Genomic DNA, 25,925 nt, shown 5'->3' with positions numbered 1-25,925 from the left:
CGTGCGATTTGCCGATCTGCTGCGCCTCTCCGCCCTGGGGCTGCTGCGCCGTCCGGTCAGGACCGTGCTGACCGCCCTGGGCCTGGCGGTAGCGCTGGGCAGCATGCTGCTGTTCCTGTCGCTGGGCGAGGGGTTGCGCGGCGTGTTCAACACCGAACTGGGAACGGTGGGGCCGGACCTTCAGGTGGCGAGGACACGCGCGGGAGAAACGTTGTTGCCGCACATGGACATGAATCCGGCGGTGGTGGGCGAATTGCGGCGACTTTCGGCCTCGCTGGGCATTGAGGCCGTCACCCCGGTGGCCGCCACCATCCGGCAGTCGCTGGACCCGGCGCAGAGCGCGGTGTTCTACGGCCTGCCCGCCGCGAGCGGCATCGGCGCGATGTTCACGGGCGTCACGGCGGCGCGGGGCCGCCTGCTGGAGCCGCGAGACGCTGGACAGAATGTGGCGGTGCTGGGCGCCAGGGCCGCGCAGCACCTGGGCCTGGACCTGGGCGACACGCTGGAACTGACCCGCCGGGGCCGCGCGCGAGTCATTGGCGTCCTCAAGCCTGAAAGCGCGCTGACCGACACCTTCACGTTTCTGCCCATCGAAGCCGTGCAGCGCGCCTTTGGGGTGGAAGACCGGCTCTCCCTGGCGGCGCTGCGACTGAAGAACCCGGCTGATGCGGACCGGGTGGCGGCCGCCCTGACCGGACAGCCGCAGATCGGTGGGCTGGGCCTGGAAATCAGCACCCGCGCCGACGTGGCCGGCAATCTGGGCAGACTGCTGAACAGCGCCGACATTCTGAGCCTGGCCCTGTCGTTTATTGCCCTGATCGTGGGGGGGCTGGCGGTGGTCAACACCGTGTTGATGGGCGTCTACGAACGAACCCGTGAGTTCGGCACGCTGCGGGCCATCGGGGCGCGGCCTGCCTTTGTCCGGCAGCTGGTGCTGAGCGAGACGCTTCTGCTGTCGGTGCTGGGGGGCGTGGTGGGGCTGGGGTTGGCGGGCCTGGGGGGGCGCGGCATCAACGTCTACACCCAGCATCTGGCCGGCTTCGACGGGGCGGCGCTGACCCCACGCCTGATCCTGGTGGGCCTGGGCGTGGCGCTGGGGCTGGGCCTGCTGGCCGGGCTGTGGCCTGCGCGCAGCGCCGGGCGCATCAGTGTCGTGGACGCGCTGAACCGGTTCTAGACCGTGATCCCCCTCTGGACGAAACCCGGCCTCGCGGCGCTGCTGGTCACGCTGGCCGCCTGGGGCCTGGGCCACGTCACCGGCTTCCACGGGCTTTCCTTCGCCCTGGGGGTGCAGGTCCTGCTGATGTGGTGGGCGCTGTACCTGCTGGCGGTGACAAAGCCTGCGCTGCGTGGGGGGTTCTTCACCGTCGAATCCTGGGAAGCGCCGCTTTACCGCAGGCTCGGCGCTTCAGCCTTTGACACGCTGCTCAGACTGGTGGGCTGGGAGCGGCTGCGCCGGGGTGCGCGCGGCTTCAGCGGCACTCGGGCCTCTCTGGCCAGGCTGGACCGCGCCACACGGGAGGCGGAGTACAGCCATCTGCTGCTGGCACTGATCTGCCTGGGTCTCGCGGTGGGCGCGTTCCTTCTGCGGGCCGCCGACGCCGGCGGCTGGCTGCTGCTGACCGCTGTTCCGGTCCACCTCTATCCGGTGATGGTGCAGCGGAGCCTGCGCTGGCGGCTGCAACAACTGGGCGTCAGGGACTGAGGGTGCTCTCCACCGCCCGCCCCGTGCCAGCGAGCTGTTCCACCAGCGTCGCGGCCTCGTCCGGCGCGTCGTGACGGCGCATCTCGGCGCCCAGGTCCTGCGCCCGACGCCGCTGGGGACTGTCGCCCAGCACGGCCAGCACCGCGCGGCGGATGCGCTCCGGCGTGGGCCGGGCCGTGCGCAGGTTGACGCCCACCCCCGCGTGGGCCACGCGGCCCGCCACCTCCACCTTGTCCTCGCTGCCGCCAGCCACCACCACCGGGACGCCGTGCGCCAGCGCCGATTGCACGCCGCCGTAGCCGCCGTTGGTCACGTAGACCGAGACGTGCGGCAGCAGCGCCGCAAAGGGAATGAAGGCCGCCGCGCGGGCATTGGCAGGCAGTTCGTCCAGGCCACCCGCGCCCGCCACGATCACCAGCAGATTCTCGTCTTTCAACGCCTGCACCGTCGGCACGATCAGCTCACGCGGATCGTTGGCGAGGGTGCCCTGGGTGACCAGCACCACCGGACACGGCGACCCCAGCACGTCTGCCCACCACGCGGGCAGCTTCAGCTGGGCGGGCAGCGGCGGCGTGATCGGCCCGATGAAATGCAGCGTCGGTGGCAGGTCGCTCTGGGGGTACTCGAAAGCGGCGACGGTGGGCTGGAGCATCAGGTGCGGCGAGGGCGGCAGGGCGAAAGGCCGGGGCCGCACGCCCATGCGCCCGCAGGCCGCCGCCAGATCGCGCGACGCCCCGCCGAAGACCACTTCCTGCGTCAGCCAGTGCAGCGCGCGGTTTCTGGTCCGGCCCAGAACAGTGGCGGACGGGGCAAGTCCCAACCCGAACGGCGCGGTGTCGCGGCTCTGGATGCCCAGCGGCAAGACGCCCAGCAGCGCACAGGGCGGCCCCCCCACCTCGGCGTGCAGCAGGGCGGCCACCAGCGTCTGATCGGCCAGCACCGCGTCGGCGGGCCACTCGCGCTGGAGCAGGCGCAGGTCATCCATGTTGCCCTCGATGCCGCCCACGAAAATCTGCCGCACGTCGTACTGCAACTGCCGCAAGCCGCGCCGCCGATCACGGCCCGGAAAGGTGGCGCCGAAATCGGCGTCGTCGAAGTCGCGGGCGTGGACGAAGGGCATAAATTCGGCGCCCGCCGCCGTCACGCGCGGCGCGTACTTGCGTCCGGTGTACCAGCGCAGGGCGTGCCCGCGCCGCGCCAGTTCCTGCGCGATGGGCAGCAGCGGCAGCACGTGTCCAGCGATTGGCTGCGAGGCGATCAGGATGCGCGACAGGGCGCACCTCTCCGGGGGCCGGACCACCCCGAATCTCCGCGTAATGTGGCCATTGCCAGTACTCTACAGCCAGCGCATCGTGAACGCCCGGGCCAGCAGCGGCTCGGCCGCGGGGGAGCGCAGCACCCGCCTGATCAACTGTTCCCGCCAGCGTTGCCCCCACACGCCCGCCGGACGGCCTGCCGCCATGTTCAGCTCTGCCTGATGCCCGGCGATGGCCGCAGACCGCAGCCGCGTGCGCTCGAAGTGCCGCCAGTCCACACGGCGGCCTTCCAGCGACTGTTGCAGCAGCGGGGCCAGCGCGGCGGCGTCCAGCCAGCCCAGATTCATGCCCTGCCCCCCGATGGGGCTGACCACGTGCGCGGCGTCCCCGATCAGCACCGTCCGTCCACGCACCATGCAGGCCACGCGGTGGCGGCGGACCTCGAAGGCGCTGAGCATCCGGCATTCGGCGGCAGGGACGTGCAGGCCGGTGCGCCGCTCGATCAGCGTGGTCAGGTCCCGCGCAGAGGGAGCGTCCAAAAGCCGCTTCCCGGTGTGCGCCACCCAGCGTCGGCCCGGTTCAGCTCCGTTCTGGCCCGGCAGCGGGAAGGACTCCACCACGCCTTCCCCGGTCAGCGACACCAGCGCGGCCTGCCCCAGCGGCGTGGTGTCGGGAAAGTCGCCCATCAGGTATTTGTCGGGGTAGAGCTGGCCGGGAAAGGGCTGGCCCAACGCTTCGCGCACGGCGCTGCGCCAGCCGTCCGCACCGATGACGTGGCGGGCGCGCAGTTCCAGCCGCCTGCCGTTGTCGCGGACGGTGACGTGCACGCAGTCGTTCTCCTGCCGAAGCGTCAGCACCTCTGCGCCCGCGCGGAACGAACCGGGGGCCAGCTCTGCCAGCCGACGCCGCAGCACCGCCTCCGTCTCGCGCTGAGGCAGCGAGAGGATAAAAGGAAAGTCCGCCGACGCCGCCCCGAAGCCCAGTTCGCCCAGCGGCGCGGCCTCGCCCGTGACCAGGCCGCGCGTGATGGGCAACCCGGCACTCAACAGCGGCGCCGTCAACCCGACTGCCCTGAACGCCTTCAGCGCGGGCGGATGAATGCCGATGGCGCGGGAATGCTGGCCCGGCCGCTCGCGGCGTTCCAGCACGCGCACCCCCAGGCCACGCTGTGCCAGCAGACAACCCAGAAAGAGCCCCACCGGACCGCCGCCGACGATCAGCACGTCCAGCACCGGTTCAGTCACGGTCTGAAGCCCCATATATCAGCAGGTTGCGGAAGGGAACGAGCGTCCTGACGGTCCAGCCCGGCGGGGCCAGTTTCCGCAGCTCGGCGGTGGTAAAGCTGCGGCGAATGGACCGCAGGCCGTCCTCGCCGATGAACGAACCCCGGAAGAGCGGCGCGACGCCCACCCTGAACCCCAGATAAGCCAGCGGGCTGCGCTGAAGATCGCTGTGGACGACCAGACCCGCAGACAGCGCCTCGCAGTCGCCGAGAAGAGCGCGGAGTTCTGAGCCGGTCAGGTGGTGCAGCAGGTGGTTGGAAGTCACCAGATCAAAGCGTTGTCCCTCCCGCACCAGATCGCCGCTCATGGCCCGCCGGAAATGCAGGCCGGACACGGGCGGTTGAGCCTGCGCGAAAGCGATGGCCCGCGCGTCGGCGTCGATGGCCGTGATTCGCAGCGTGAAGCCGTCACGGGCGGCCCAGCGGGCCAGGGCACGCGGGACGTCGCCCCCGCCGCACCCGATGTCCAGCAGCGTATTGGGGCGCGAGGCCGAGAGGTGAGGCCGCAGATCCTGCCGATAGACCCGGCGCCACCCGGCCACCAATCCGTTGACCGTGCCGAACTGGGCGTAGGTGCGGTTGAGTTCTCCCAGGTCACAGTGGGGATCGTCCATGCGCTCGGCCAGGTGGCTCTCACGCACGGCGAATGCAGCTGGAGAAATCACCGCACCCCAGCCAGTTGAGGCTGGGAAGTCTCCACGACTGTCTGCTCGGTGCCCACCGCGCCGCTCAGCAGGCCCATCTCCACCGTCAGGCCCGGCCCAAAGGCCATCGCACACACCCGCTCCCCTGCCGGCACCGTGTCCAGCAGCTCTTTCAGGATAAACAGGATCGTGGCACTGCTCATGTTGCCGTACTGCCGCAGCACCTCACGCGACGGAACCATCTGCGCGTCGCTCAACCCCAGGCTGCCCTGCACCTTGTCGAGAATGCTGCGCCCACCGGGATGGATGGCCCAGTGTTCCACGCCGGCATGGCGGGCATCGGCCAGCGCGGGTTCGTGGTCCAGCAGCGGCGACAGCGCTCCCTGGATGTGCGACTCGATGATGGACGGCACGTAACTGCTCAGCACCATCTCGTAGCCCTGGTCTCCGATGGTCCAGGCCATCTCCGCCTCCCCCACGCCGGGAGGCGTCAGGGTGGTCTCGAAATGATCCATGGTCAAGGCGCGCTGGCCAGCCGCCGGGGACCGGGCACTGACCAGCGCGGCGGCGCAGCCGTCGGCAAAGACCGAGGCGGCGATGATGGTATCCGGGTCTGCTGCTGCGCGCATGTGCAGGGTGCACAGCTCGGCGCTGACCACCAGCACGGCGGCGTCGGGATCGGCCTGACAGAAGGCTTTGGCCATCTTCAGGGCGGGAAAGGCCGCGTAGCAGCCCATGAAGCCCACGTGGTAGCGGCCCACGTCGCCGCCCAGCCCCAGCGCCCGCACGATGGCGTAGTCCGGTCCCGGCGCAAAAAAGCCCGTGCAGGACACGGTGATGACGTGGGTAATGTCGGCGGCCCCGAAACGGCTGTCGGCCAGGGCTTTGCGGGCGGCGTCGACGTACAGTTTGGTGGCCTCCTGCGCGTAGACGATGTTGCGTTGCCCGGTGGTGGGATTGAGCATGCGCGTGTTGGCCGGATCGTAGAACAGCCCCGCCCCTCCGTCCGTATCTGCAAATTCCTTGACCACGCTGTAGCGCTGGTCAATGCCCGAAGCGTTGAAGGCAGCTCCGGTCAGCCGCTTGGCCAGACGGTCCAGTTCCGGCTGGGCCTTGATCACGTCCCGGATCACCGACTGGGGATAGGCGGTCTCGGGCAGTGCCAGGGCAATGGTGTGAAGGTAGACGGACATGCCGTAGGCTAGGGGCTGAACCTGACCCCAAGTGCGTGAATTGCACAAGAATTGAGCAACCGTGAGGAATGGCTCAGGACATCCGTCCCTCAGCAGAAACCAGCCGCTAGAGTTCTGCATCGGCCGCCAGAAGCCTCAGGTGGCTGCCCACACGCGCTGGTGTGGCGCGGATAACGGTGTCGCGGCAGTTCACCTGACCGCTTTAGCGGCAGGCGCCGCCCTAACCGCCCAGGTAGCTGGCCGTCAGCTCCGGATTCTGGGCCAGTTCACGCGCCGGGCCGCTCAGTTTGACCTCGCCGGTTTCCAGCACGTAGCCGCTGTCGCTGATCGCCAGGCTGGCCCGCGCGTTCTGCTCGACGAGCAGCACCGTCACGCCCTCGGATTGCAGCTGCTTGACGATCCGCAGGATGTCGCGCACGATCAGCGGCGCCAGACCCAGCGAGGGCTCGTCCAGCAGCAGCAAGCGGGGTTTGCCCATCAGGGCGCGGCCAATCGCCAGCATCTGCTGTTCGCCGCCAGACAGGGTACCGGCCAGCTGTTTGCGCCGCTCCAGCAGGCGCGGAAAGCGTTCATACACGTGGTCCAGATCCCCGCGCCACTTCTCCCCACGGCGGCTATACGCCCCCAGCGTCAGGTTGTCGGCCACCGTCATGGAGGCGAACAGGTCGCGCCGCTCGGGCACCAGACTGATGCCGCGCGCCACCCGGGTTTCCAGCGGGACGCCGCGCAACGACTGCCCCTCGTAAAGCAGCTCGCCGCTGCTGGGCAGGATGCCCATCACCGAGTTCATCAGCGTGGTCTTGCCCGCCCCGTTGGCCCCGATCACGCTGACGATCTGCCCGGCCGGCACGTCGAGCGACACCCCGCTCAGCGCCTCCACGCGTCCGTAGCGGGTGTGCAGGTCCCGCACTTCAAGCAGCAGGGGAGGGGAGACCGCCGGCCCTGCGCTCACGCCGCCCCCTCCTCTTCCATGTCCACGCCCAGGTACGCCTCACGCACATCGGCGTTGTCGCGCACCTGCTGCGGCGAACCCTCGGCCAGCTTCTCGCCGTAATTCATGACCACCAGCCGGTCGACCAGGCCCATCACCAGGTCCATATCGTGCTCGACAATCAGAATCGTCACCCCCTCCTCGCGCAGGCGACGCAGCAGCGTCACCAGTTCTGCCTTCTCGCCGTACCGCAGCCCGGCGGCCGGTTCGTCCAGCAGCAGCAGGGTGGGATCAGCCACCAGTGCCCGCGCAATTTCGAGCACCCGCTGCTGCCCCAGCGCCAGGTTGCCGGCCAAGGTGTAGGCCTGGGCACTCAGCCCGACGCGTCCCAGTTGTCGCAGCGCCTCGTGTTGCAAGGCCGCCTCCTCGCCGCGTTCCAAGTGCAGCAGGCTGCGGATGATGCCCGCATGACCGCGCGCGTACCCGCCCATCATGGTGTTTTCCAGCAGGGTCAGTTCGGGCAACAGGTGAACGTGCTGAAAGGTGCGGCTCAGGCCCAGCCGGTGAATCTGCCCCGCGCTGCGGCGGCTGATGTCCTGCCCCATAAAGGTAATCTGCCCGGAGGTGGCCGGGTTGACCCCGGTAATCAGGTTGAACATGGTGCTTTTGCCCGCACCGTTGGGACCGATCAGCCCCAGGATTTCCCCGGCACTCAGGTCAAAAGACACGTCGCCCACCGCCCGCAAGCCGCCGAACTGCTTGACCGCGTGCTGAACGCTCAGTAGCGGCGTGCCGGAGGCGGGCTTCGGGCGCGGGGCGAGTGTTTGCCGTTCCGGCAGGATGCGGATCCCTTCCTGCGGCAGGAGCAGTTCGATCAGCGGCCACAGGCCACGCCGCGCAAATTGCAGCACCAGAATCACCAGCACCCCGAAGACAATGACCTCGAAATTGCCCTGCTGGCCCAGCAAGCCCGGCAACACGTCGCGCAGGACCTCGCGGATCTGGGTGATCAGTCCCGCGCCCAGCACGCCGCCCCACACATGCTGCGAGCCGCCCACCACCGCCATGAACAGGTACTCGATGCCGGCCTGCAGACTGAACGGGGTGGGATTCACGAAACGCTGGCTGTGCGCGTAGAGCCACCCCGCCAGCGCCGCCATCAGGGCCGAGAGGACGAACACCTGCACCCGCAGCCCGAAGGCAGACACCCCAAAGGCCTCGGCCACCAACGACCCGCCGCGCAGGGCCCGCATGGCCCGCCCCGTACGGCTGGAAAGCAGAAACTGCGCGCCCAGGGCCACCAGTCCCAGACAGACCAGCGTGAGGTAGGCGAAGGAGCGCGGGGAGGTCAGCTCCAGTCCGAACACGGAAATGGGCGGAATATCAGTCAGGCCGGTAAAGCCGCCCAGCGCCGGCGTGTTGCCGAACACGTAGAACAGGCTGATGCCCCAGGCGATCGTCGCCAGCGGCAGATAATGGCCTTGCATCCGCAACGTCATCAAACCGAGCAGCCACGCCACCAGCCCCGTCACCAGCAACGAAACGGGCAGCGACAGCCACGGATTCCAGCCCAGCTGGGCGGTCAGCACCGCGGTGGTGTAGGCGCCCACCCCCATGAAGGCCGCCTGTCCGAAACTGGTCAGCCCCAGGATGCCGGTCAGCAGCACCAGTCCAGTCACGACAACGGCGAAGATCAAAATATTGATCAGCAATGTGACCTGAAACAGGGGCAGCAGCAGCGGCAGGGACAGCGCAATCAGCACGGCGGCCACGCTCAGGCCCAGGCGAACGGAGAACTTCGAGGCTGTTTTGGCCGGGGTCATTCCTCATCCTCCGGGATGTGACGGGTGGTCAGCGAGCGCCACAGCAGCACCGGCAGGATCAGCGTGAACACGATCACTTCCTTCCAGGCCGACAGGCTGAAGCTGGCGAAGCTCTCGATCAGGCCCACCAGAATCGCGCCGGCCGCCGCCACGGGGTAGCTGACCAGCCCGCCGATAATCGCGCCCACGAAGCCCTTGAGACCGATCAGGAAGCCGCTGTCGTAGGTCACGGCCACGCTGGGGCCGATCAGCACACCGCCCAGGGCGCCGATCAGGGCCGCCAGCGTGAAGGTCAGCATGCCGGCCGAGGACGGACTGATGCCCACCAGCCGCGCCCCCAGCCGGTTGACGGCGGTGGCCCGCAGCGCCTTGCCCGGCATGGTGCGCTCGAAGAACAGGTACAGGCCCAGCATCAACGCCGCCGAGGCCGCGATCACCAGCAGGCTCTGCCAGCTCAGCGTGATCTGGCCCAGATTCAGGTTGCCCTCGAAGAACGCTGGGGTGCGCGACCCCTCTGGACCGAAAAAGACCAGTGCCAGCCCGGTCAGGACCAGATGCAGCGCCACCGAGGCGATCAGCAGGACCAGCACGGTGGCGTTCTGAAGCGGCTGATACACGACGCGGTAGAGCAGCGGACCCAGCGGCGCCACCAGGGCGAGGGTCAGAACCACCTGGACCCACAGCGGGGCTTTGAGTGGGGCCAGCCAGCCGGTCAGCGCCCAGAGGCCCAGGCCCAGAATGGCCGCGCCCCCCAGCGTGATCAGTGCCCGCCGCGCCTGTCCCGCACGCGTCAGCGAGAAGGCTTCCATGAGCGCGCCGAGGCCGAGCAGGGCCAGGACCAGCCACAGCGTGCCCGGGGTGCGTCCCAGTTGCAGCGCGGCCAGCGTCAGGGTCCCGAACACCACGAATTCTCCCTGTGGGATGAAAATCACGCGGGTTACGGCAAAGACCAGCACCAGTGCCAATGCCAGCAGCGCATAGACCGCTCCGTTGGTCAGCCCATCCGCCGCCAGGATTGGAAAGATGGTGGGATCAAAAATCTGCATTTATCTCCAGATCTTCCCATTCAAGGTCGCCCAACACTCGTTTGGTTGTCATTGCCAGTCACCATACGGAGTTTGAGACAGGTGAACAAGGCGCAAGAAGATTCCGTCTTCTCCTTGCGCTGCTAGGCGGTGACGGGGGGACCAACCTATCCATGGACATCAGAGGCGATTCCGGTCAAAAATCTCCTCTACTCCGGCAGATAAGACGATCTCACCGGGTTGCATGGGCTATGCAAAAAGTATGTATAAACCAGTTGCAGTTGAAATGACACCAGGAGCCCCGTAAAGGCCCCAGCAGAATCCCAGTCGCATGGGGAGGCCCAGTGATCAACGGAGGCGGCTTCACGGCGCTGCAGTGAGCTTATAGCGGGTTCTTGAATGGGGGTGGACCTCGGCGACAGTCAAAAAGACGTGAACGAGACTCTTTTGTAGGGGGCACCCTGACCGAGAGGGGATGGGTCACGACGAAATGCTCCTGATGATGTTTTTTTGATCTTTAAAAGATCTTCTAAAAGATATGATGATCATCATCAGGGGCGGCGAGCGGACCCCGAAAAACACGATGTTTTTCTGTTTTTCCGCCTGAGTAGTCCGGTACTTGTAAGACGCAATCGCCTGAGTAGTCCGGTAGTTTTGCCCCCAATCGCCTGAGTAGTCCGGTATTTGTAAGACGCAATCGCCTGAGTAGTCCGGTAGTCGAAATCGGGAATCGCCTGAGTAGTCCGGTACTTGTAAGACGCAATCGCCTGAGTAGTCCGGTAGTTGGGGACCAAATCGCCTGAGTAGTTCGGTAGTTGAAGGGGGCAGTCTAAAAAAATCAGAAGAATGCATTCAGGACAGAATTTTCGTTCGGTTCTACTTGCCAAATCGCCTGAGTAGTCCGGTAGTTGAAAAGCCAAATCGCCTGAGTAGTCCGGTAGTGGTTTTGGAGCCTCCTGTGCGGGTATTATGCATAAACACAGGCGAGAGGAGATGGCGTTGACCAGCACCAAGCGTTCTCAGAAAACCAGACCGGCCACCCCGAAGGAAATCTCGCGTATCGACGAGGCCAACGTGGGACGGCTGGGCCTGATCAGCATCCAGGAACGCGTGCCAGACAGCTTTACGTCCTGGACCGTCGACTTTCATGTCGAGGGCCGCCCTGCCCGGCTGAGTTGCGACGCGATTCCCAAGTACGGCGGTGTTCCCCATGGCCTCGACGGAGACATCTCCACGGCACTGATTGACCTGTACGTGGAGGACGGCTGCCCGGAAGACGGCACCCTACACACCACCGCCTATCAGATTCTGAAACGCGCGGGTCTGCACGATTCGGGGCGCTACTACCAGAACCTGCGCCAGACGCTGTTTCGTCTGCGCACGTCCACCTACACTGCCTCGGAGGCGTGGCGGGACCACCGACGGGGCAACTGGACCACGGTGACGTTCAACTACCTGGAAGCCCTGGAATTTACCAGTGGCGATGAGGATCTGGGCCTGAGCCGCAGCAGCACCCTCAAGATCCGGCTGGCGACGCCGATCACCAAGTCGATCCGCGCGCAGTACACCAAGCCGCTGGACCTCGAGTTCCTGACCAGCCTGGATCGCCCGCTCACCCGCGCGCTGTATCGCCTGCTGGACGCCCGGCGCTACCCGCCGGAAGACCCCCGAGAGCCCCTCGCCTCCTTTACCGTCAACCTGATTGACTGGGCCGAGGCATGCAAGATCGTGGACCGCCGGAGCAACAAGATTCGCTCGACGCTTCAGGGTGCGCACGAAGAGTTGATCGAGCGTCTGTACCTGAGCGCCGTGGAATACGAGGGCCGGGGCCAGAAGCAGCAGCTCACCTACCGTTTCGCCGATCTGGCGGATCAGGGAGAATCCACGCTGCCGGATAGCCCCCTGATCGCGGAACTCGCCGAATACCGCGTATCGGGGGCGGTGGCCCGGCGATTGATCGAGGAATACGGCGACGCGCACGTGCAGGCGCGCCTGGAGAAGTTTGTGCGGCTGCTTGCCAGCGGCTTCAAGGCGCGCAACCGTTCAGCCTTGCTGGTGGATATCATCCGCGATCAGGACAACAAATATCCGGAGCCGGAAGCGCCCAAAGAGAAGACCACCCGCAAGAAAGGCAGTCCGCCTGCTTCCAACATGCCCACGCTGGTGGAAGCCACCGACGAGCCCCAGCCGCTGGAAGCGCAGGTGGACTCGGCCCTCAAGACCCTGCAATTCCTGCTGCGCGAGCGCCTGAGCGTCAGCGAGTACGCCCTGCTGAGGATGGGCATGATCATCGGCCAGCCGGACCCGCAGGAGGTCACCCGGCTGGCCTCGCGGGCCAAGGTGGAGGGGCGATTGGACGCCTTTACCGCCGAGCTTCTCGAGCACCTGGGACATCTTCAGCTCAACGAGACCACCGGAGCTTGATGGGTCGGCCGCGTGGCCGGATACCGGACAACTCAGGCGATTGGGAACCGAAAGGCCGTCTGCTCGTCACGTGAAGAGCGGGGCTGGAGGGTGGCGTATTCTGCGGAATTTTCCCATTCTCGACGCCTATTCGAGGCGGTCAGACCGGACTGCGTCATCGTTGGCCGCCGGTTTTCCGTCCTTGCCGATAAACCGTTTGGTCAGCCAGCGGTCCAGGCGGGCGAGATTGTCGGCCTGTCGCTCGTAGGCGGCATTGATCGCCCGCAACCGGGTTTGCAGGGCTTGCAGGCGCTCGTCGCTCAGCGGCACGTCCCCGCGTTTCCAGTCACGGCGGCGGTTGCCCGCCAGATCGTGGGTGGCGCGGCGCAAGATGACCATGTCGCGGGCCTCGTCCAGCGGCATCCCCAGCGAGCGCAGATCAATCAGATCGCGCAGCAGGCGCAGCGAATAGGGGCCGTACAGCAGGCGCCCCGACGCCGTGGTCAGGTCGGGAGTAAGCAACTCCAATTCGGCGTAATGCATCACTGTGCGGCGCGTGACCCCGGCCTCCCGCGCCAGTTCGGCAGTGGTGTAGAACGTGGTCTGGGCTGGATCGGGGGTGCTCAAGGGGTGATAACCACCTTGCCGATCACGCGGCGCTCCAGCAGATCGCGCATGGCCTGCGGGCCGTCTTCCAACGAGTAGCGCTGACTGACCAGTGGATTGACGGTGCCGTCCATCACCCAGTCGGCCAGCCGTGTCAGGTTGCGGGCGTTGGCCGCCGGGTCACGCTTGGCGAACTCGCCCCAGAATACGCCTACCAGGGACGCGCCCTTGAGCAGCGGAAGGTTGAGGGGCAGTTTCGGAATTTCGCCGCCCGCGAAACCGATCACCAGATAGCGTCCGCCCCAGCCGATGCTGCGGAAGGCCGGCTCGGCGAACCTGTCGCCCACCGGGTCAAAAATCACGTCCGGCCCTTTGCCGTCGGTCAGCGTCTTGACCCGTTCGCGCAGATCCTCGGTGGCGTAATTGAAACCCTCGTCCGCACCGTGTTCACGGGCCAGTTGCAGTTTCTCGTCGCTGCCCGTGGCCGCGATGACCCGCGCGCCCAGCGCCTTGCCGATCATGACCGCCGCCAGTCCCACGCCGCCTGCCGCGCCCAGCACCAGCAGCGTCTCACCTTCCTTCAGGTGTGCGCGGTCGACTAGGGCGTGCATGGTGGTGCCGTAGGCCAGGGGCAACGTCGCGGCCACCTCGAAATCCATGTCGTCCGGCAGCGGCATGACCGTGCCTGCGTCCGCCTTCAGGTGCGAGGCGAAGGCGCCCAGGCCGGTGAAGGCCACCGCCCGCTGCCCGACTTTCAGGTGTTTGACGCCCTCCCCGACGGCGGAGATGACGCCCGCCGCCTCTGCCCCCGGCACGAACGGCAGCGGCGGCTTGATCTGATACTGGCCCATGACCATCAGGGCGTCGGGGTAGTTCACGCCCGCCGCCTTGACCTCCAGCACCACTTCGTTGGGGCCGGGGGTGGGATCAGGCTGGGTCTGGACAGTCAGGGTTTCGGGCTGGTCAAAGGTCTGGCAGGTCAGGGCGCGCATGGTGGAACCTCCTGGGAAAGGAAAGGGGGCGGCGGGATGGAATGCCCTATATTAACGTCAACGTTCAAAATAGACGCAAACGGACATTCGCCTTCCCACCAAGGAGTACCTGCCATGGCCCCCTTCCTGAGCAAACGAGATCTGCGCTTTCAACTGTTCGAGGTGCTGGACACTGCCGCCCTGCCCCAGCGTCCACGCTTCGCCGATCACAGCCGCGAGGTCTACGAGGACGTGCTGAACCTGGCCTACAACGTGGCCGACAAGTATTTTGCCAGCCACGCCCGCGAGGCCGATCTGAACGAGCCGCACCTCAAAGACGGCCAGGTGCAGCTTCTGCCCGCCGTGGGGGAGGCGATGCGCGCCTTCCGCGAGGCCGGGTTTTTCAGCGCCCACCACGACGAGGAACTGGGTGGCCTGCAACTGCCGTGGGTGATGACCCAGGCGGTGCAGGCGCACTTTCAGGCGGCCAACGTGGGCAGCAGCGGCTACCCTTTCCTGACCATCGGCAACGCCAACCTGCAGCGCGTGTTCGCCTCGCCCAAACAGCAGGAAAAATACATGCGCCCGCTGGTGGAGGGCCGCTGGTTTGGCACCATGGCCCTGTCCGAGCCGCACGCCGGCTCCGGGCTGGCCGACATCACCACCACGGCCACGCCGCGCGAGGACGGCACCTACAGCATCAGCGGCAGCAAGATGTGGATCTCGGGAGGCGAGCACGAACTGAGCGAGAACATCGTGCATCTGGTGTTGGCGCGCATCAAGGGAGGGCCGGCAGGCGTCAAGGGCATCAGCCTCTTCCTGGTGCCGCGTTACCGGATCAACGAGGACGGTACCCCTGGCGAGAGCAACCACGTCGTGCTGGCGGGCCTCAACCACAAGATGGGTTACCGGGGCACCACCAACACGCTGCTGAATTTTGGCGAGGGCGGTGAGTCGATCGGCGAGCTGGTGGGGGAGCCGGGTCAGGGCCTGCGCCAGATGTTCCACATGATGAACGAGGCGCGCATCGGCGTCGGGATGGGCGCGGTGATGCTGGGCTACGCGGGCTATCTGGCGAGTCTGGAGTACGCGCGTGAACGCGCGCAGGGCCGCGCCGCCAGCAACAAAGATCCCCTCAGCCCCGCCATTCCGATCATCGGCCACGCGGACGTCAAGCGCCTGCTGCTGCGGCAGAAAGCCTTCTTGGAAGGCGGACTGGCGCTGGGCCTCTACGCCTCCAGTCTGGTGGATGACCTGCAAACCGGGCCGGAGGAGGGCCGTGCCGACACCTCGCTGCTGCTGGACCTGCTGACGCCCATCGTCAAGTCCTGGCCCAGCAAGTACAGCCAGGAAGCGCTGAGCGACGCGATTCAGGTGATGGGCGGGGCCGGCTACACCCGCGATTACCCCGTTGAGATGTACTACCGCGACAACCGCCTGAACCCCATCCACGAGGGCACCGAGGGCATTCAGGGTAACGATCTGCTGGGCCGCAAGCTGACGCAGGCGGGCGGACGCGGTCTGGAAGTGCTGCTGTCACGCATCGAATCCGATTTGCAAGCCGCTGAAGGGCTGGAGGGACTAGACGAGATTCGCGCCGCGCTGAAAACCGCGCTGGAGCAAAATCAGACGGCTCTGAAAGCCATCCTGGGCCGCGCCGTGGACCTTGGGCCTGATCTGTTTTTAGCCAACGCCAACAGCGCCTTGGAGATGCTGGGCCATACCGTTGTGGGTTGGATGTGGCTGCGACAGGCCGCCGCCGCTGCCCGCGCCTTGCCGAACGCGAAGGGCGATGACGCCAATTTCTATCAGGGCAAATTGCAGGCCGCCCGCTTCTTCGCCGTTTACGAGCTGCCCAGAATCGAGTTTCACGCCAACCTGCTGGCGAGCGCCGACGCCACCACGCACGAGATGCAAGGAGAGTGGTTTTGATGACCCCGCAGATTCCTGAACCCCGCTTTTGCAACATCGGCACGCGCACGCTGGCCTACGACGAGGTGCGCCCCGAACACCCGCAGGGCAACGTCCTGTTGCTGACCGGGCTGGGCAGCAACCGCCTGGGCTGGCGCGGGCAGCTCCCAGTCTTTGGGGAGAAGTACCGCACCTTCGCCATTGATCACCGCGACACGGGGGACAGCGACGCTGTGATTGGTGATGGGGGCGACGCCGACTACTCCACCGCCGATCAGGCCGATGACGCCGCCGCCTTCCTGCGGGCCATGAACGCCGCGCCCGCGCATGTGGTGGGCCTCAGCATGGGCGGCTTTATCGCCCTGAATCTGGCGGTGCGCTGGCCGGAGCTGGTGCAGAGCCTGACGCTGGTCTCCACCTCGGCGGGCGGGGCGAGCCATGTGGGGCCGGACCCGGCGGGCCTGGACGCCCTGCGCCCCGATTTCACCCTGTCGCCCGGCGAACGCGCCCGCCGCACCTACGGCCTGATCATGGCCCCCGGTTTTCTGGATGCCCACCCAGAGGCTGCCGACGCCATTGCCGCCAATGCCAGTTACCGCCCGCTGACGCCGGAGCGTTACGCCCGCCAGTTCCGTTCCACGCGCACCCATGACGTGACCGCCGACTTAGAAAAGCTGCTGGTGCCGACGCTGGTGGTTCACGGCGACGCCGATCCGCTGGTGCGCTACGAGAACGGACAGCATCTGGCCGCCCATATACCCGGCGCAGAGCTGGTGACGTACCCCGGCACCGGGCATATTCCGATTGTGGAGCGGGCAGAGGAGTTTAACCGGGAGGTGCTGGCGTTCATGGCGCGGCACTGATCCTTTGCCCGCCCACGTAGACCTCCAGAACGTTCAGAGCCGTGTCCAGCACCACCAGATCGGCGCGCAGTCCCGGCGCCAGCCTTCCCCGGTCGTCCAGACCAAGGGAGCGGGCGGGCGTCTCGCTGGCCATCCGGCTGGCCCCGTCCAGTGGAATGCCCGCCTTGACAGCATTTCTCAACGCCACGTCCATCGTCAGCAGGCTTCCGGCCAGCGAGCCGTTTTCCAGATGGGCCTGTCCATCCTTGACAATCACGCGCTGACCGCCCAGTTCGCTGACGCCGTCGCCCAGGCCAGCGGCGCGCATGGCGTCGGTGATCAGGGTGACGCGTTCAGGGGCGGCGGCGCAGGCCAGCCGAAAGCTACCAGGGTGAACGTGGATGCTGTCCAGAATCACTTCCAGGTAGGCGTGGGCGTCGGCCATCAGCGCGGCGGGGGGGCCGGGGACGCGGCCCTCGATGCCGCCCATCGCGTTGAACAGATGCGTGGCGCAGGTGGTGGCCCCCGCCGCGTTCAGGACGTCCAGAAAGGCGGTCACGGTCTCGGCGTCGGCCCGGGTGTGCCCCACGCCGATGCGGACGCCGGCCTGCGCCAGTGCCTGTGAGGCCTGCAGCGCTCCTGGCAGTTCCGGTGCGATGGTCACGGCCCGCACCACGTTCAGCGCCAGCACCTCGGCGATCAATTCGGGCAGAGGCTCCAGCGTGTTCGGCGGCTGCGCGCCCAGCCGCCCCGAACTGATGAACGGCCCTTCGAGGTGTGCCCCGACGATGTCCGCGCCGCCCGGTGCGCCGCCTCCGTCTATCACCTGCCGGATGCCGCGCAGCGCCGCCATCACCTTCTCCCAGGGGTTGGTGATGGTGGTGGGCAGCAGCGTGGTGGTGCCGTGCTGGGCGTGAAAGCGGGACAGCGTCCTTACCGCCTCCGGGCCGTCCATCGCGTCCGCACCGCCGCCACCATGAACGTGCGCGTCAACGAAACCGGGAAGAATCAGCCGGTCTGTGGGTGCGCCTGCATCGGGCGTGATGGCCGTGATCTGGCGGTCAAACGCCAACCGCGCGGGGATGAAGGTGCCAGTGGGCAGCAGCACCTGCCCGTTCAGGATCTGGGGATGGGAGGAGGTCATCAGTGGGTCCCAGTGTCGCTTATTTTCGGGGCCGGTGGTGCGCCCTTATCGGCAGCCCGGCCCGCCGTTGATCGGAAATCCGTCTGCCTGCTGGCCTGGAACGGTAAAACCAGGCCCGTCTGACCGGCGGCGCCCTTGCCCAGCCCGGCGTCTCCGGGCCTGGGTCCCTGAGCGCGTGATCGTCCTGGCACCCCCTATCGGGCTGCGGGCAGCGCAGTCCGCAACGGCCTGGGTCACGGGTCGCGGACCAGCTCGGCCGGTCTCGGCACTCCCCTGACCGCGTTTCTGCCCGCAGCCTTCGCGGCGTACAGCGCCCGGTCGGCCAGCGTGAGCACCCCGGTGATGTCCTGCTGGCCGTCCAGCACGGCCACCCCGAAGCTGCCCGTGGTCACCAGGCCGGGCGCCAGGTCTGCCCAGGACGCGTTCTGCAGGGTCTCGCGCAGCCGGGCACAGACCACCTCCGCCTCCTGGGCCGTCACGTCCGAGAGGATCACGATGAATTCCTCGCCGCCCAGCCGGGCCAGCAGGTCCTGTTCGCGCAGTTCGGCGCTCAGCAGGCGGGTCACCCGGGTCAGCACCGCGTCGCCGACCAGATGCCCAAACGTGTCGTTGACGCGTTTGAACAGGTCGAGATCCAGCAGCGCCACCGCGCTGGGGTGGCCCTGCCGGGCGCGGGCGTGCAATTCGGCCAGCACCTGCATGGCCCGCGTGCGGTTGGGGGCACCGGTGAGTGGGTCGCGCAGCGCGGCCTCGGCCAGCGCCTCCGCCCGCACCTCCGCCTCACGCGCCTGCTGCGCGATCTGCCGGACCAGGGCGCGCTGCTGGTGGTAGTCCCGGTACAGGTTTTCCATGCCGCGGGTCACCTCCTGCTGGGTCTCGAAGGCCTCGCGGTAGCGCCCACCACGCGCGTAGATGGCGGCGAGCTGTTCGCGTGAGCGGGTCTCCCACAGTTCCGAGGCGGCCTCGTGGAAGTAGCCGACGGCCTGTCCGGCATCCAGAATCGCGCGTTCGAGATCCCCGCTGCGGGCGTACACCCGGCTGCGGTCCAGCAGTGCGCGGCCGTACAGCAGCGGAAAATCGGCCTCGCCCGTAAGCCGGACGTGATCGTCGGCCAGAGTCTGGGCCACGGTCAGGTCGCCGGTCCACAGCGCGTGGCGGGTCAGCGCGTCGAGCACCGCCGCCGTCTCCAGCAGGCTGCGGTCGTGGCGTTCGCTGAGCATGGCGGCCAGCACCCCCGCGGAGACGGCCAGCTGACCCTCGGCGGCCTGCAGCAGTGCCTTGATGTCAGGGTCAAGCTCCGTTCCCGCCAGCAGAGTTTCTGAGACGGAGACCACGAAATTGATGTGGAACGTTTCCCACAGCCCACGGGCATCCGGTTCCCGCAGCGCCTGCATGGACGCGGAGTTCAGCAGCTCCAGCAGGTGCTGGGCAGCCTGCAGGTAATTGCGCCGTTCCAGCTCGAAGTGAGACGCATTGACGGCCACCAGTGCCACGCCCCGGGCGTCGCCGATCTCCTCGGCCAGAATGAGGGCCGCCATGAATTCACGCTGCGCGCCCGCATCGTCGTAGGATTCCATCATGGCCAGCGCCAGCGTCACGTGGGCCTTGACCTGCACGGTAGCTTCCCCGCTGACCCGCGCCCAGTGCAGGCAGTTCAGCGCATGTTCCATCCCCGCCTTGAGGTCCCTGAGATCGAGCGCGAAATACGCCGCTTCACGGTACGCCAGGGACCGGGTGTCTGCCGCGCTGTCGGGATCGGTGGCCCGGTCCAGGGCGGCGCGCAGTTCGGCACGGATGGCCGACGTGCCCGCGCGGATCTGTGCCAGGTCCCCGGTCTCTGCACCCGTGGACGCCGAGCCGAGCCGAGCCCCCGGCAGTTGCTGGGTGGCCGGGTCGTTATCCGTCATGGGTGTCCCCTTCACGGGCGAACAGCGCCTCGAAACACGCGAGCGCGTGCGGATCGAACTGGCTGCCGGCGCCCCGCCGCAACTCCGCCATCGCCTGCGCGTGGGTCCACGCGGCTTTGTAGGGGCGCTTGTTGACCAGCGCGTCGTACACGTCGACCACGCTGAAGATCCGGGCCAGCAGGGGAATCGCCGTGCCGGCCAGGCCGTCCGGGTAGCCGGCTCCGTCCCAGCGCTCGTGATGAGAGCGCACGACGGCGCGCACCTCGCGCGGCACGAAGATCTCGTCGCGCAGAATGTGATCCCCGATGATCACGTGCTTTTGCATCAGGGCACGTTCGCCGGGGGTCAGCGGACCCGGTTTGCGCAGAATGTCGTCCCCCAGGGTCACCTTGCCAATGTCGTGCAGATACGCTCCCCAGCGCAGGTGCTGCAGCGCCTCGTCTTCCAGTCCCAGCGCCTGCCCAAGGCGCAGCGCCAGCGCCGTGACGCGGTCGGTATGCCCGAAAGTCTCGCCGTCCCGTCCCTCCAGCACGCGGCCCACCGCCCGCAGCGCGGCCTCGCGCATCTGACGCATCTGGGTGTAGGTGCCCACCCGCTCCTGCGCCCGGTCCACCCGCGCCGCCACCATATCCAGCAGGGTGACCAGTTCCGGTGGAATCGTGCGCGGCGTGTCCAGCTTCACCAGACCGATGATCCCGGTCATGCGCTCGCCACTGCGCAGCGGCGCGGCCAGGATTGAACGGGCGCGCATCAGTTCGGGCGGTGAATCCGGTTGGGCGCGGTAGTCGGAGACCGCGGCGCTGCGGTTGGTGGCCATGATTTCCGCAATCAAGCCGCGCGGCGCGTCGACGCTCATCAGGGCTGCGGCAATCGCATTGGCCGTGGCCTCATCGCCCTGAATCATGCTCAGGTGGACCAGGCCGCGCTCGTCGACGTCCATCACCGCCCCGATGTCGAATTCGCTCAGGGTCAGCAGCATCCCCAACGCCTCGCGGGCGATGTCGTCCGGGTGGGTCAGGGTCTCCAGCTGGGCCGACAGGTGCGCGAGCTGCTGATACTGCCGGGCGCTGCGCTGCGCGTCCTCCAGCGCCTTCCAGCGGGTGTAAGCCACGCCCGCCGCCTGTCCCAGCACCAGCAGCAGCTGCGCGTCGGGCGTGCCCAGAATCTCGTCGCTGTCCGTGGTGTCGGCGGCCAGCACCCCCAGCACCTGGCCGTCGGGGGCCAGCAGCGGCACCCCCAGGTACATGCCCGAGCGGGGGCGGCCCGCGACGAAGTGCGCGTCGCGGGTGTTCAGGGCCTCTTCGACCAGATACGGCGCCGCAGTTGAGATAACGTGCCAGCCCAGACCCTGGCCCCTGGGCAGACGTCGCCCCACCGCCGCGGAGGCCCGCTGCCCTGCGGCGGCCACGACTTCCAGTTCGCCGGACTCCGCGCAGTGCAGCGAGATCGTCACGGTGGTAGCCCTGGTCCTGTGCAGGGCCAGGGTGACGCAGCGTTCAAAGGCGTCGTCAGCCGACTGGGCCAGCAGCACCACGGTCTGGAGATCCAGTTCGGGTTTCTGATCTGCCTGGGCAGGAATATGGTACTCAAAAGTCATCTTCAAGAAACCCACGGCCTGGACGCGGTACACGGGACAACAGTTCTTCCAGGTGAACGGAATATACCGCCTATCAACTGTCCGAAACCTCACACAGCCCCTGTTCAGGGGTCAGGGTGCCTCAGGATTCAGCTGACGTCAGCCCCTCGCGGACCAGCGGGGCCACCTGCGTGCCCAGCCGCTCAATGCCGCGCAGCATGTCCTGGTGGGGCAGCAGCACGTTGGTCATCTGGAAGGTCAGGCGCGACAGGCCGCCCAGCACCCGGTTCACGTACGCCACTTTCTGGGCCACGGTCTGCGCGTCGCCGATCAGGTACGCACCGGTGGGCCCACACGCCGCGTCGAAGCTCTCGCGCGTGGGAGGCCGCCAGCCGCGTTCCTGTCCCAGCGCCGCGAACAGCCGCTGATGACCGGGCCAGAAGGCGTCTCTGGCCTCCCCTGTGGTCTCGCCCACGAAGCCGAAGGCGTGGACGCCCACCTGAAGCTGTTCGGGGGCGAAGCCGGCCTGCTGCCCGGCGCGGCGGTACAACTCGATCAGGGGCCGGAACTGCCGGAAGTCGCCCCCGATAATCGCCACCATCAGCGGCAGTCCCAGCGTGCCCGCGCGCACGAACGAGGCGGGGGTGCCGCCCGCGCCCAGCCAGATGGGCAGCTGGTCCTGCACGGGCCGGGGGTAGATGCCCTGCCCGGTCAATGCGGGGCGGTGCTGCCCGGACCAGTGGACGTGCGTCTCGTCCCTGATCCGCAGCAGCAGGTCCAGCTTCTCGGCGAACAGCGCGTCGTAGTCCTCCAGGGCCAGCCCGAACAGCGGGTAGGCTTCCACGAACGAGCCCCGGCCCACCACCAGTTCCGCCCGCCCGCGCGACAGCAGGTCCAGCGTGGCGAACTGCTGGAACACCCGCACCGGATCGCTGGCGCTCAGCACGGTGACGGCGCTGGTCAGGCGAATGCGCTGCGTCCGGGCCGCCGCCGCCGCCAGGATCAGGGCCGGCGCGGAATCCAGGTATTCGGGGCGGTGGTGCTCGCCGATGCCGAACACGTCGATGCCGGCGCGGTCCGCCGTCTCGATCTCCTCGATCAGGTTGTTCAGGCGGTCCGTGGCGGCCAGGGTCTGGCCGGTGCGGGGGTCCGAGACCACGGCGGCAAAGCTGTCGATTCCGATTTGCATGGGGGGCGCTCCTGTGGGAAAGAGTAGGGGAACTGCCGACGGTGGGACCGCCGGTCTGAATCGTCCAAGCATACTGTGTTTTTCAAAGTGATGTGTGTTATTCCGGGCTTGTCAGACGTGGCCTCGGGGCCGCCGTGCTGTAATTCCCCATGCCCACTGCGCCTGTCCTGCTGGCCCTCGATATCGGCGGTACCTCCATGCGCGCCGCGCTGATGGAGGGCGCTCAGCTGATCCACCGCGCCGAGAGGCGCACGCCCAAGCCCAGCACGCCCGGAGCCGTGATCGACGCCGCCCTGGCCCTGGCCGCGCCGCTGGCCGCGTCCGCCGCCGCCGTGGGCGTCGCCTGCGCCGGGGCGGTGGCCGCCGGGCGCGTGACCGCCACCGCCACCCACACCTTCCCCGGCTGGACGGACGTGCCCCTGGCCGAGCGGATCGGGTCAGGGCTGGGGCTGCCCTGCGCGGCGCTCAACGACGCCCGCGCCGCTGCGTGGGGGGAATTCGCGGCGGGCGCGGGCCGGGGAACCCGCGAATTCATGTTCATCACCGTCAGCACCGGGGTGGGGGCCGGACTGGTGCTGGGCGGCCGACTGCATCTGGCAGGCAACGGGCTGGACGCCGAACTGGGCTTCGTCAGCGTGCCCGCCGGGTGGACACAGGGGAGGGAGGTGGCGCCGCTGGGTGAGCTGGGACCGCTGGAATTCGAGACCAGTGGTACGGCGCTGGGCGTTCAGGCGCGGAAACTGGGCTTCGAGGATGCCCGCGCCCTGGCCGACGCCGCCGAGGCCGGGCATGCGCAGGCCGACGCGACGTACCGCCGCTCCGCCGCCCTGATCGCCTGGAAGATCGCGGACGTGGCCGCGCTGCTGGGGGTGACCCGCGTGGCGCTGGGCGGCAGCGTGGGCCTGCGGGCCGGGTATCTGGCGCGGGTGCGCGAAAGCCTGGGCGGGTTCCCCCCGCGCTACCAGCCGGAAGTGGTGCACGCCGAACTGGGCGCGGACGCCGGGCTGATCGGCGCGGGCCTGTGGGCGGGACGTGCGGAGCGGGCTTAGAGCAGTTGTCAAAAGAGCTGTTTCCTTTTGATCGAACGGACTGGCACAGCTCGCAGAGAGGGAGTGAATTTTAACGAGGAGTTGGGACTGATTCAGCTCCGAAGGAGAGAATGGAGGCATCAGAAGTCTTCGTTTCTGATGCCGTAATTCGGACAACTGCTCCAGGCCACCGCCTATACTTCAGTCCATGTCAGCCGCTGGCCTGCACCGCTGGAACCGCGCTGGGGCGAACGCCATTGCCCACGCGCTGCGGGCGTGGTGGTGTGCCAGGCTGGGCCGTCCGCTGCGAGATGAGGGGGGCGGCCTGTCCATTTCCCGGATTCCGGGGCCAGTTCTCCAGCTTTTTTGTGAGGTTTTACCATGACCGTATTTGACCGCCTGTTCGCCGATTCCACCCTGAGCCAGTTGCAGGAGAAAGACGTCCGCGATCCGCTGGCCCACAAACGCGCCGAGTTCAAGCTGCCGGAGGGCGTGGTCTACCTGGACGGCAACAGCCTGGGCGCGTTGCCGCTGACGGTGCCCGCCCGCCTGGCCCGCGTGGCCGAGCAGGAATGGGGCGGCCAGCTGATCCGCTCGTGGACGGCCAACGACAGCGCCTCAGTGGGTGCAGAGGCCGCACAGGACTGGATGAACCTGCCGGACCGCGTGGCCGCCAAGATCGCCCCGCTGATCGGCGCGCATCCGCACGAGGTGGCGGTGGGCGACAGCACCAGCGTCAACATCTTCAAGCTGCTGGCCGCCGCGCTGCACATGGCCCCCCCGGAGCGCCGCGTGATCCTCACCGAGGCCGACAACTTTCCCACGGACCTGTACATGGCGCAGGGGCTAAACGCGCTGCTGGGCGGCCGCTACGAGCTGCGAACCGTGCCGAGTGCAGACCTTGAGGCGCAGCTGACCGATGACGTGGCCCTGACCCTGCTGACCGAGGTGGACTACCGCACCGGGCGCCGGCTGGATCTGGCGGGGCTGACCGCCAGGGCGCACGAACGGGGCATCCTGACGGTCTGGGACCTGGCGCACTCCGCCGGGGCGTTTCCGGTGGACCTGAACGCGGCGGGCGCGGACTTCGCCGTGGGCTGCGGCTACAAGTTCCTCAACGGCGGTCCAGGCGCTCCCAGTTTCCTGTTCGTCGCCGAGCGGCATCAGGACTCGGCCCAGGCCTTTCTGAGCGGCTGGATGGGCCACGCCGATCCCTTCGAGATGGCCCGCGAATTCACCCCCGCTCCCGGCGCGCGGCGCTACGTGGTGGGCACCCCCACCGTTCTCAGCCTGAGCGCGCTGGACGCTGCATTAGAGGTGTTCGCGGACGTGGATATGAAGCAGTTGCGGGCCAAGTCGCTGTCGCTGACCGATACCTTTATCGAACTGATGACGCCGCTGGCCGCGCAGCACCCGCTGACGCTGGTGACCCCCCGCAGCCATGACGAACGAGGCAGTCAGGTCTCCTACCGGCACCCGCAGGCGCGCGAGGTGATGCGGCAGCTGATCGAACGCGGCATTCTGGGCGATTTCCGCACGCCGGACATCCTGCGCTTCGGCTTCACGCCGCTGTACCACTCGCACGCGGACGTGTGGCGGGCCGTGCAGGGCATCCAGAACGTGCTGGAAGAGGGTGCGGGGGCGTGACCGGCGGGGATCAGAACGCCGCCGAACGCGCCTATACCGACTTCTCCCAGAGCCTCAGTTACGGCGATTACCTGCGGCTCGACACCCTGAAGGCCGCGCACCAGCCCATCACCGGGGCACATGACGAACACCTGTTCATCACCGTCCACCACGTCTCGGAAGTGTGGCTGGAGCTGATCGTGCGCGAGCTGCGGGCCGCCATGACGCTGCTGGAAGGCGGCATCACCGACGCGCCGCTGAAAATGCTGACCCGCGTGGTCCGCGCCCAGGAACAGCTGACCAACGCCTGGGAAGTGCTGAAGACCATGACCCCCGCCGACTACCTGCAGTTCCGCCACGCCTTCGGGCAGGCGTCCGGGTTCCAGTCAGCCAGCTACCGCACGGTGGAGTTCCTGCTGGGCAACCGCCGCGCCGTGCTGCTGCGCCCGCACGAACACCGCCCGGACCTGCACGGGCCGCTGGAGGCCGTCTTGCACGCCCCCAGCGTCTACGATCTGGCCCTGCGGCTGCTGGCCGAACGCGGACTGCCTGTGCCGGACGAGGTGCTTGGCCGGGACCTGACCCAGCCCCCGGTGCTGAACGAGACCGTGCTGGAATCCTGGCTGACCGTCTACCGCGATCCCGAGACGTACTGGGACCTGTACGAACTGGCCGAGAAACTGCTGGACGTGGAGGACAACTTCCGGCGCTGGCGTTTCAACCACCTGACCACCGTGGAGCGCACCATCGGTTTCAAGCCCGGTTCCGGCGGCACCAGCGGCGCGGGCTACCTGCGCGGCGTGCTGAGCGTGGTGCTGTTCCCCGAACTGTGGGAGGTCAGGACGCGGCTGTAAGGCCTGACC

General features: G+C 67.6%; 21 protein-coding genes. 8 read left to right on the top strand and 13 right to left on the bottom strand.

The genetic code is table 11. The features are described from left to right. Position 1: 1 nt before the first annotated feature. Positions 2–1,177 carry an ABC transporter permease gene (locus tag FHR04_RS01005; RefSeq protein ID WP_139400035.1) on the top strand — a complete coding sequence of 392 codons (1,176 nt, stop codon included), beginning with the start codon at positions 2–4 and terminating at the stop codon, positions 1,175–1,177. A 3-nt stretch (positions 1,178–1,180) separates the two neighbouring features. Beyond that, positions 1,181–1,705: a glycosyl-4,4'-diaponeurosporenoate acyltransferase CrtO family protein gene (locus FHR04_RS01000; protein ID WP_139400033.1), complete on the top strand. Its 525-nt coding sequence runs from the start codon at positions 1,181–1,183 to the stop codon at positions 1,703–1,705. Here the strand turns inward: FHR04_RS01000 and FHR04_RS00995 are convergent. The 7 genes from FHR04_RS00995 to FHR04_RS00965 all read right to left on the bottom strand — a co-directional run bounded on the left by FHR04_RS00995 (position 1,695) and on the right by FHR04_RS00965 (position 9,880). Then, entirely contained in the window at positions 1,695–3,005 is a 1,311-nt protein-coding gene (locus FHR04_RS00995) for a glycosyltransferase (RefSeq protein WP_249038908.1), read from the bottom strand. The two genes, FHR04_RS01000 and FHR04_RS00995, sit on opposite strands and share 11 nt — an antisense overlap. 36 nt (positions 3,006–3,041) lie before the next feature. Further along, positions 3,042–4,220: an FAD-dependent oxidoreductase gene (locus FHR04_RS00990; RefSeq protein WP_139400031.1), complete on the bottom strand. Its 1,179-nt coding sequence runs from the start codon at positions 4,218–4,220 to the stop codon at positions 3,042–3,044. Further along, a complete protein-coding gene (locus FHR04_RS00985; protein ID WP_249038907.1) occupies positions 4,198–4,884 on the bottom strand; it encodes a class I SAM-dependent methyltransferase in 687 nt (228 codons plus the stop codon). Before FHR04_RS00985 ends, FHR04_RS00990 begins: the two co-directional genes overlap by 23 nt. 20 nt (positions 4,885–4,904) lie before the next feature. After that, on the bottom strand, positions 4,905–6,080 hold the full coding sequence (locus tag FHR04_RS00980) for a type III polyketide synthase (protein WP_139400030.1): 1,176 nt from the start codon (positions 6,078–6,080) through the stop codon (positions 4,905–4,907). Between the two features lie 220 nt (positions 6,081–6,300). Next, positions 6,301–7,032 carry an ABC transporter ATP-binding protein gene (locus FHR04_RS00975; protein WP_139400028.1) on the bottom strand — a complete coding sequence of 244 codons (732 nt, stop codon included), beginning with the start codon at positions 7,030–7,032 and terminating at the stop codon, positions 6,301–6,303. After that, positions 7,029–8,834 (bottom strand): branched-chain amino acid ABC transporter ATP-binding protein/permease, encoded by a 1,806-nt coding sequence (locus tag FHR04_RS00970; RefSeq protein WP_139400026.1) that lies wholly within the window; start codon positions 8,832–8,834, stop codon positions 7,029–7,031. Before FHR04_RS00970 ends, FHR04_RS00975 begins: the two co-directional genes overlap by 4 nt. After that, positions 8,831–9,880, bottom strand: a complete 1,050-nt coding sequence (locus tag FHR04_RS00965; RefSeq protein ID WP_139400025.1) for a branched-chain amino acid ABC transporter permease — start codon at positions 9,878–9,880, stop codon at positions 8,831–8,833. The genes FHR04_RS00970 and FHR04_RS00965 overlap by 4 nt, the downstream gene beginning before the upstream one ends. A 978-nt stretch (positions 9,881–10,858) precedes the next feature. On the opposite strand from FHR04_RS00965, the gene FHR04_RS00960 reads away from it, so the two are divergent. After that, a complete protein-coding gene (locus tag FHR04_RS00960) occupies positions 10,859–12,283 on the top strand; it encodes a replication initiator protein A (protein ID WP_249038906.1) in 1,425 nt (474 codons plus the stop codon). Between the two features lie 126 nt (positions 12,284–12,409). Here FHR04_RS00960 and FHR04_RS00955 read toward each other — a convergent pair whose 3' ends face one another. Together FHR04_RS00955 and FHR04_RS00950 are read right to left on the bottom strand one after the other, a co-directional pair. Beyond that, positions 12,410–12,889 (bottom strand): MerR family transcriptional regulator, encoded by a 480-nt coding sequence (locus FHR04_RS00955; protein ID WP_139400021.1) that lies wholly within the window; start codon positions 12,887–12,889, stop codon positions 12,410–12,412. Next, positions 12,886–13,860 carry an NADPH:quinone oxidoreductase family protein gene (locus tag FHR04_RS00950; protein ID WP_139400019.1) on the bottom strand — a complete coding sequence of 325 codons (975 nt, stop codon included), beginning with the start codon at positions 13,858–13,860 and terminating at the stop codon, positions 12,886–12,888. Before FHR04_RS00950 ends, FHR04_RS00955 begins: the two co-directional genes overlap by 4 nt. Positions 13,861–13,974: 114 nt before the next feature. Between FHR04_RS00950 and FHR04_RS00945 the strand changes: the two genes are divergently transcribed. Continuing rightward, on the top strand, positions 13,975–15,771 hold the full coding sequence (locus FHR04_RS00945; protein WP_170213800.1) for an acyl-CoA dehydrogenase: 1,797 nt from the start codon (positions 13,975–13,977) through the stop codon (positions 15,769–15,771). After that, on the top strand, positions 15,771–16,613 hold the full coding sequence (locus FHR04_RS00940; RefSeq protein WP_139400015.1) for an alpha/beta fold hydrolase: 843 nt from the start codon (positions 15,771–15,773) through the stop codon (positions 16,611–16,613). Before FHR04_RS00945 ends, FHR04_RS00940 begins: the two co-directional genes overlap by 1 nt. On the opposite strand, the gene nagA is transcribed toward FHR04_RS00940, so the two are convergent. From nagA to FHR04_RS00920, 4 genes are all read right to left on the bottom strand, one after another. Further along, positions 16,597–17,736, bottom strand: a complete 1,140-nt coding sequence (nagA, locus tag FHR04_RS00935) for an N-acetylglucosamine-6-phosphate deacetylase (RefSeq protein ID WP_139400013.1) — start codon at positions 17,734–17,736, stop codon at positions 16,597–16,599. The genes FHR04_RS00940 and nagA overlap by 17 nt on opposite strands. 233 nt (positions 17,737–17,969) lie before the next feature. Further along, positions 17,970–19,643 carry a GGDEF domain-containing protein gene (locus FHR04_RS00930; protein WP_139400011.1) on the bottom strand — a complete coding sequence of 558 codons (1,674 nt, stop codon included), beginning with the start codon at positions 19,641–19,643 and terminating at the stop codon, positions 17,970–17,972. Then, positions 19,633–21,240 carry an HD domain-containing phosphohydrolase gene (locus tag FHR04_RS00925; protein ID WP_139400009.1) on the bottom strand — a complete coding sequence of 536 codons (1,608 nt, stop codon included), beginning with the start codon at positions 21,238–21,240 and terminating at the stop codon, positions 19,633–19,635. Before FHR04_RS00925 ends, FHR04_RS00930 begins: the two co-directional genes overlap by 11 nt. Positions 21,241–21,361: 121 nt before the next feature. After that, positions 21,362–22,408, bottom strand: a complete 1,047-nt coding sequence (locus FHR04_RS00920) for an LLM class flavin-dependent oxidoreductase (protein WP_139400007.1) — start codon at positions 22,406–22,408, stop codon at positions 21,362–21,364. Positions 22,409–22,557: 149 nt separating this feature from the next. Between FHR04_RS00920 and FHR04_RS00915 the strand changes: the two genes are divergently transcribed. The 3 genes from FHR04_RS00915 (at position 22,558) to FHR04_RS00905 (ending at position 25,916) form a co-directional block, all read left to right on the top strand. Next, positions 22,558–23,457, top strand: a complete 900-nt coding sequence (locus FHR04_RS00915; protein ID WP_139400005.1) for an ROK family protein — start codon at positions 22,558–22,560, stop codon at positions 23,455–23,457. Between the two features lie 360 nt (positions 23,458–23,817). Then, positions 23,818–25,083, top strand: a complete 1,266-nt coding sequence (gene kynU / locus FHR04_RS00910; RefSeq protein WP_139400003.1) for a kynureninase — start codon at positions 23,818–23,820, stop codon at positions 25,081–25,083. Beyond that, on the top strand, positions 25,080–25,916 hold the full coding sequence (locus tag FHR04_RS00905) for a tryptophan 2,3-dioxygenase (protein WP_139400001.1): 837 nt from the start codon (positions 25,080–25,082) through the stop codon (positions 25,914–25,916). The genes kynU and FHR04_RS00905 overlap by 4 nt, the downstream gene beginning before the upstream one ends. Positions 25,917–25,925 lie beyond the last annotated feature (9 nt).

Source organism: Deinococcus radiopugnans ATCC 19172 (genome assembly GCF_006335125.1).
Lineage (GTDB): Bacteria > Deinococcota > Deinococci > Deinococcales > Deinococcaceae > Deinococcus > Deinococcus radiopugnans.
This window is presented reverse-complemented; position numbering and strand designations above follow the sequence as displayed.

Bases quoted from the DNA above. Each gene is read 5' to 3' on its own strand.
- FHR04_RS00990 (WP_139400031.1), bottom strand. From the start codon at position 4,220: ATGGGGCTTCAGACCGTGACTGAACCGGTGCTGGACGTGCTGATCGTC.
- FHR04_RS00980 (WP_139400030.1), bottom strand. From the start codon at position 6,080: ATGTCCGTCTACCTTCACACCATTGCCCTGGCACTGCCCGAGACCGCC.
- FHR04_RS00970 (WP_139400026.1), bottom strand. From the start codon at position 8,834: ATGACCCCGGCCAAAACAGCCTCGAAGTTCTCCGTTCGCCTGGGCCTG.
- FHR04_RS00965 (WP_139400025.1), bottom strand. From the start codon at position 9,880: ATGCAGATTTTTGATCCCACCATCTTTCCAATCCTGGCGGCGGATGGG.
- FHR04_RS00950 (WP_139400019.1), bottom strand. From the start codon at position 13,860: ATGCGCGCCCTGACCTGCCAGACCTTTGACCAGCCCGAAACCCTGACT.
- FHR04_RS00945 (WP_170213800.1), top strand. From the start codon at position 13,975: ATGGCCCCCTTCCTGAGCAAACGAGATCTGCGCTTTCAACTGTTCGAG.
- FHR04_RS00940 (WP_139400015.1), top strand. From the start codon at position 15,771: ATGACCCCGCAGATTCCTGAACCCCGCTTTTGCAACATCGGCACGCGC.
- nagA (WP_139400013.1), bottom strand. From the start codon at position 17,736: ATGACCTCCTCCCATCCCCAGATCCTGAACGGGCAGGTGCTGCTGCCC.
- FHR04_RS00930 (WP_139400011.1), bottom strand. From the start codon at position 19,643: ATGACGGATAACGACCCGGCCACCCAGCAACTGCCGGGGGCTCGGCTC.
- FHR04_RS00925 (WP_139400009.1), bottom strand. From the start codon at position 21,240: ATGACTTTTGAGTACCATATTCCTGCCCAGGCAGATCAGAAACCCGAA.
- FHR04_RS00920 (WP_139400007.1), bottom strand. From the start codon at position 22,408: ATGCAAATCGGAATCGACAGCTTTGCCGCCGTGGTCTCGGACCCCCGC.
- FHR04_RS00915 (WP_139400005.1), top strand. From the start codon at position 22,558: ATGCCCACTGCGCCTGTCCTGCTGGCCCTCGATATCGGCGGTACCTCC.
- kynU (WP_139400003.1), top strand. From the start codon at position 23,818: ATGACCGTATTTGACCGCCTGTTCGCCGATTCCACCCTGAGCCAGTTG.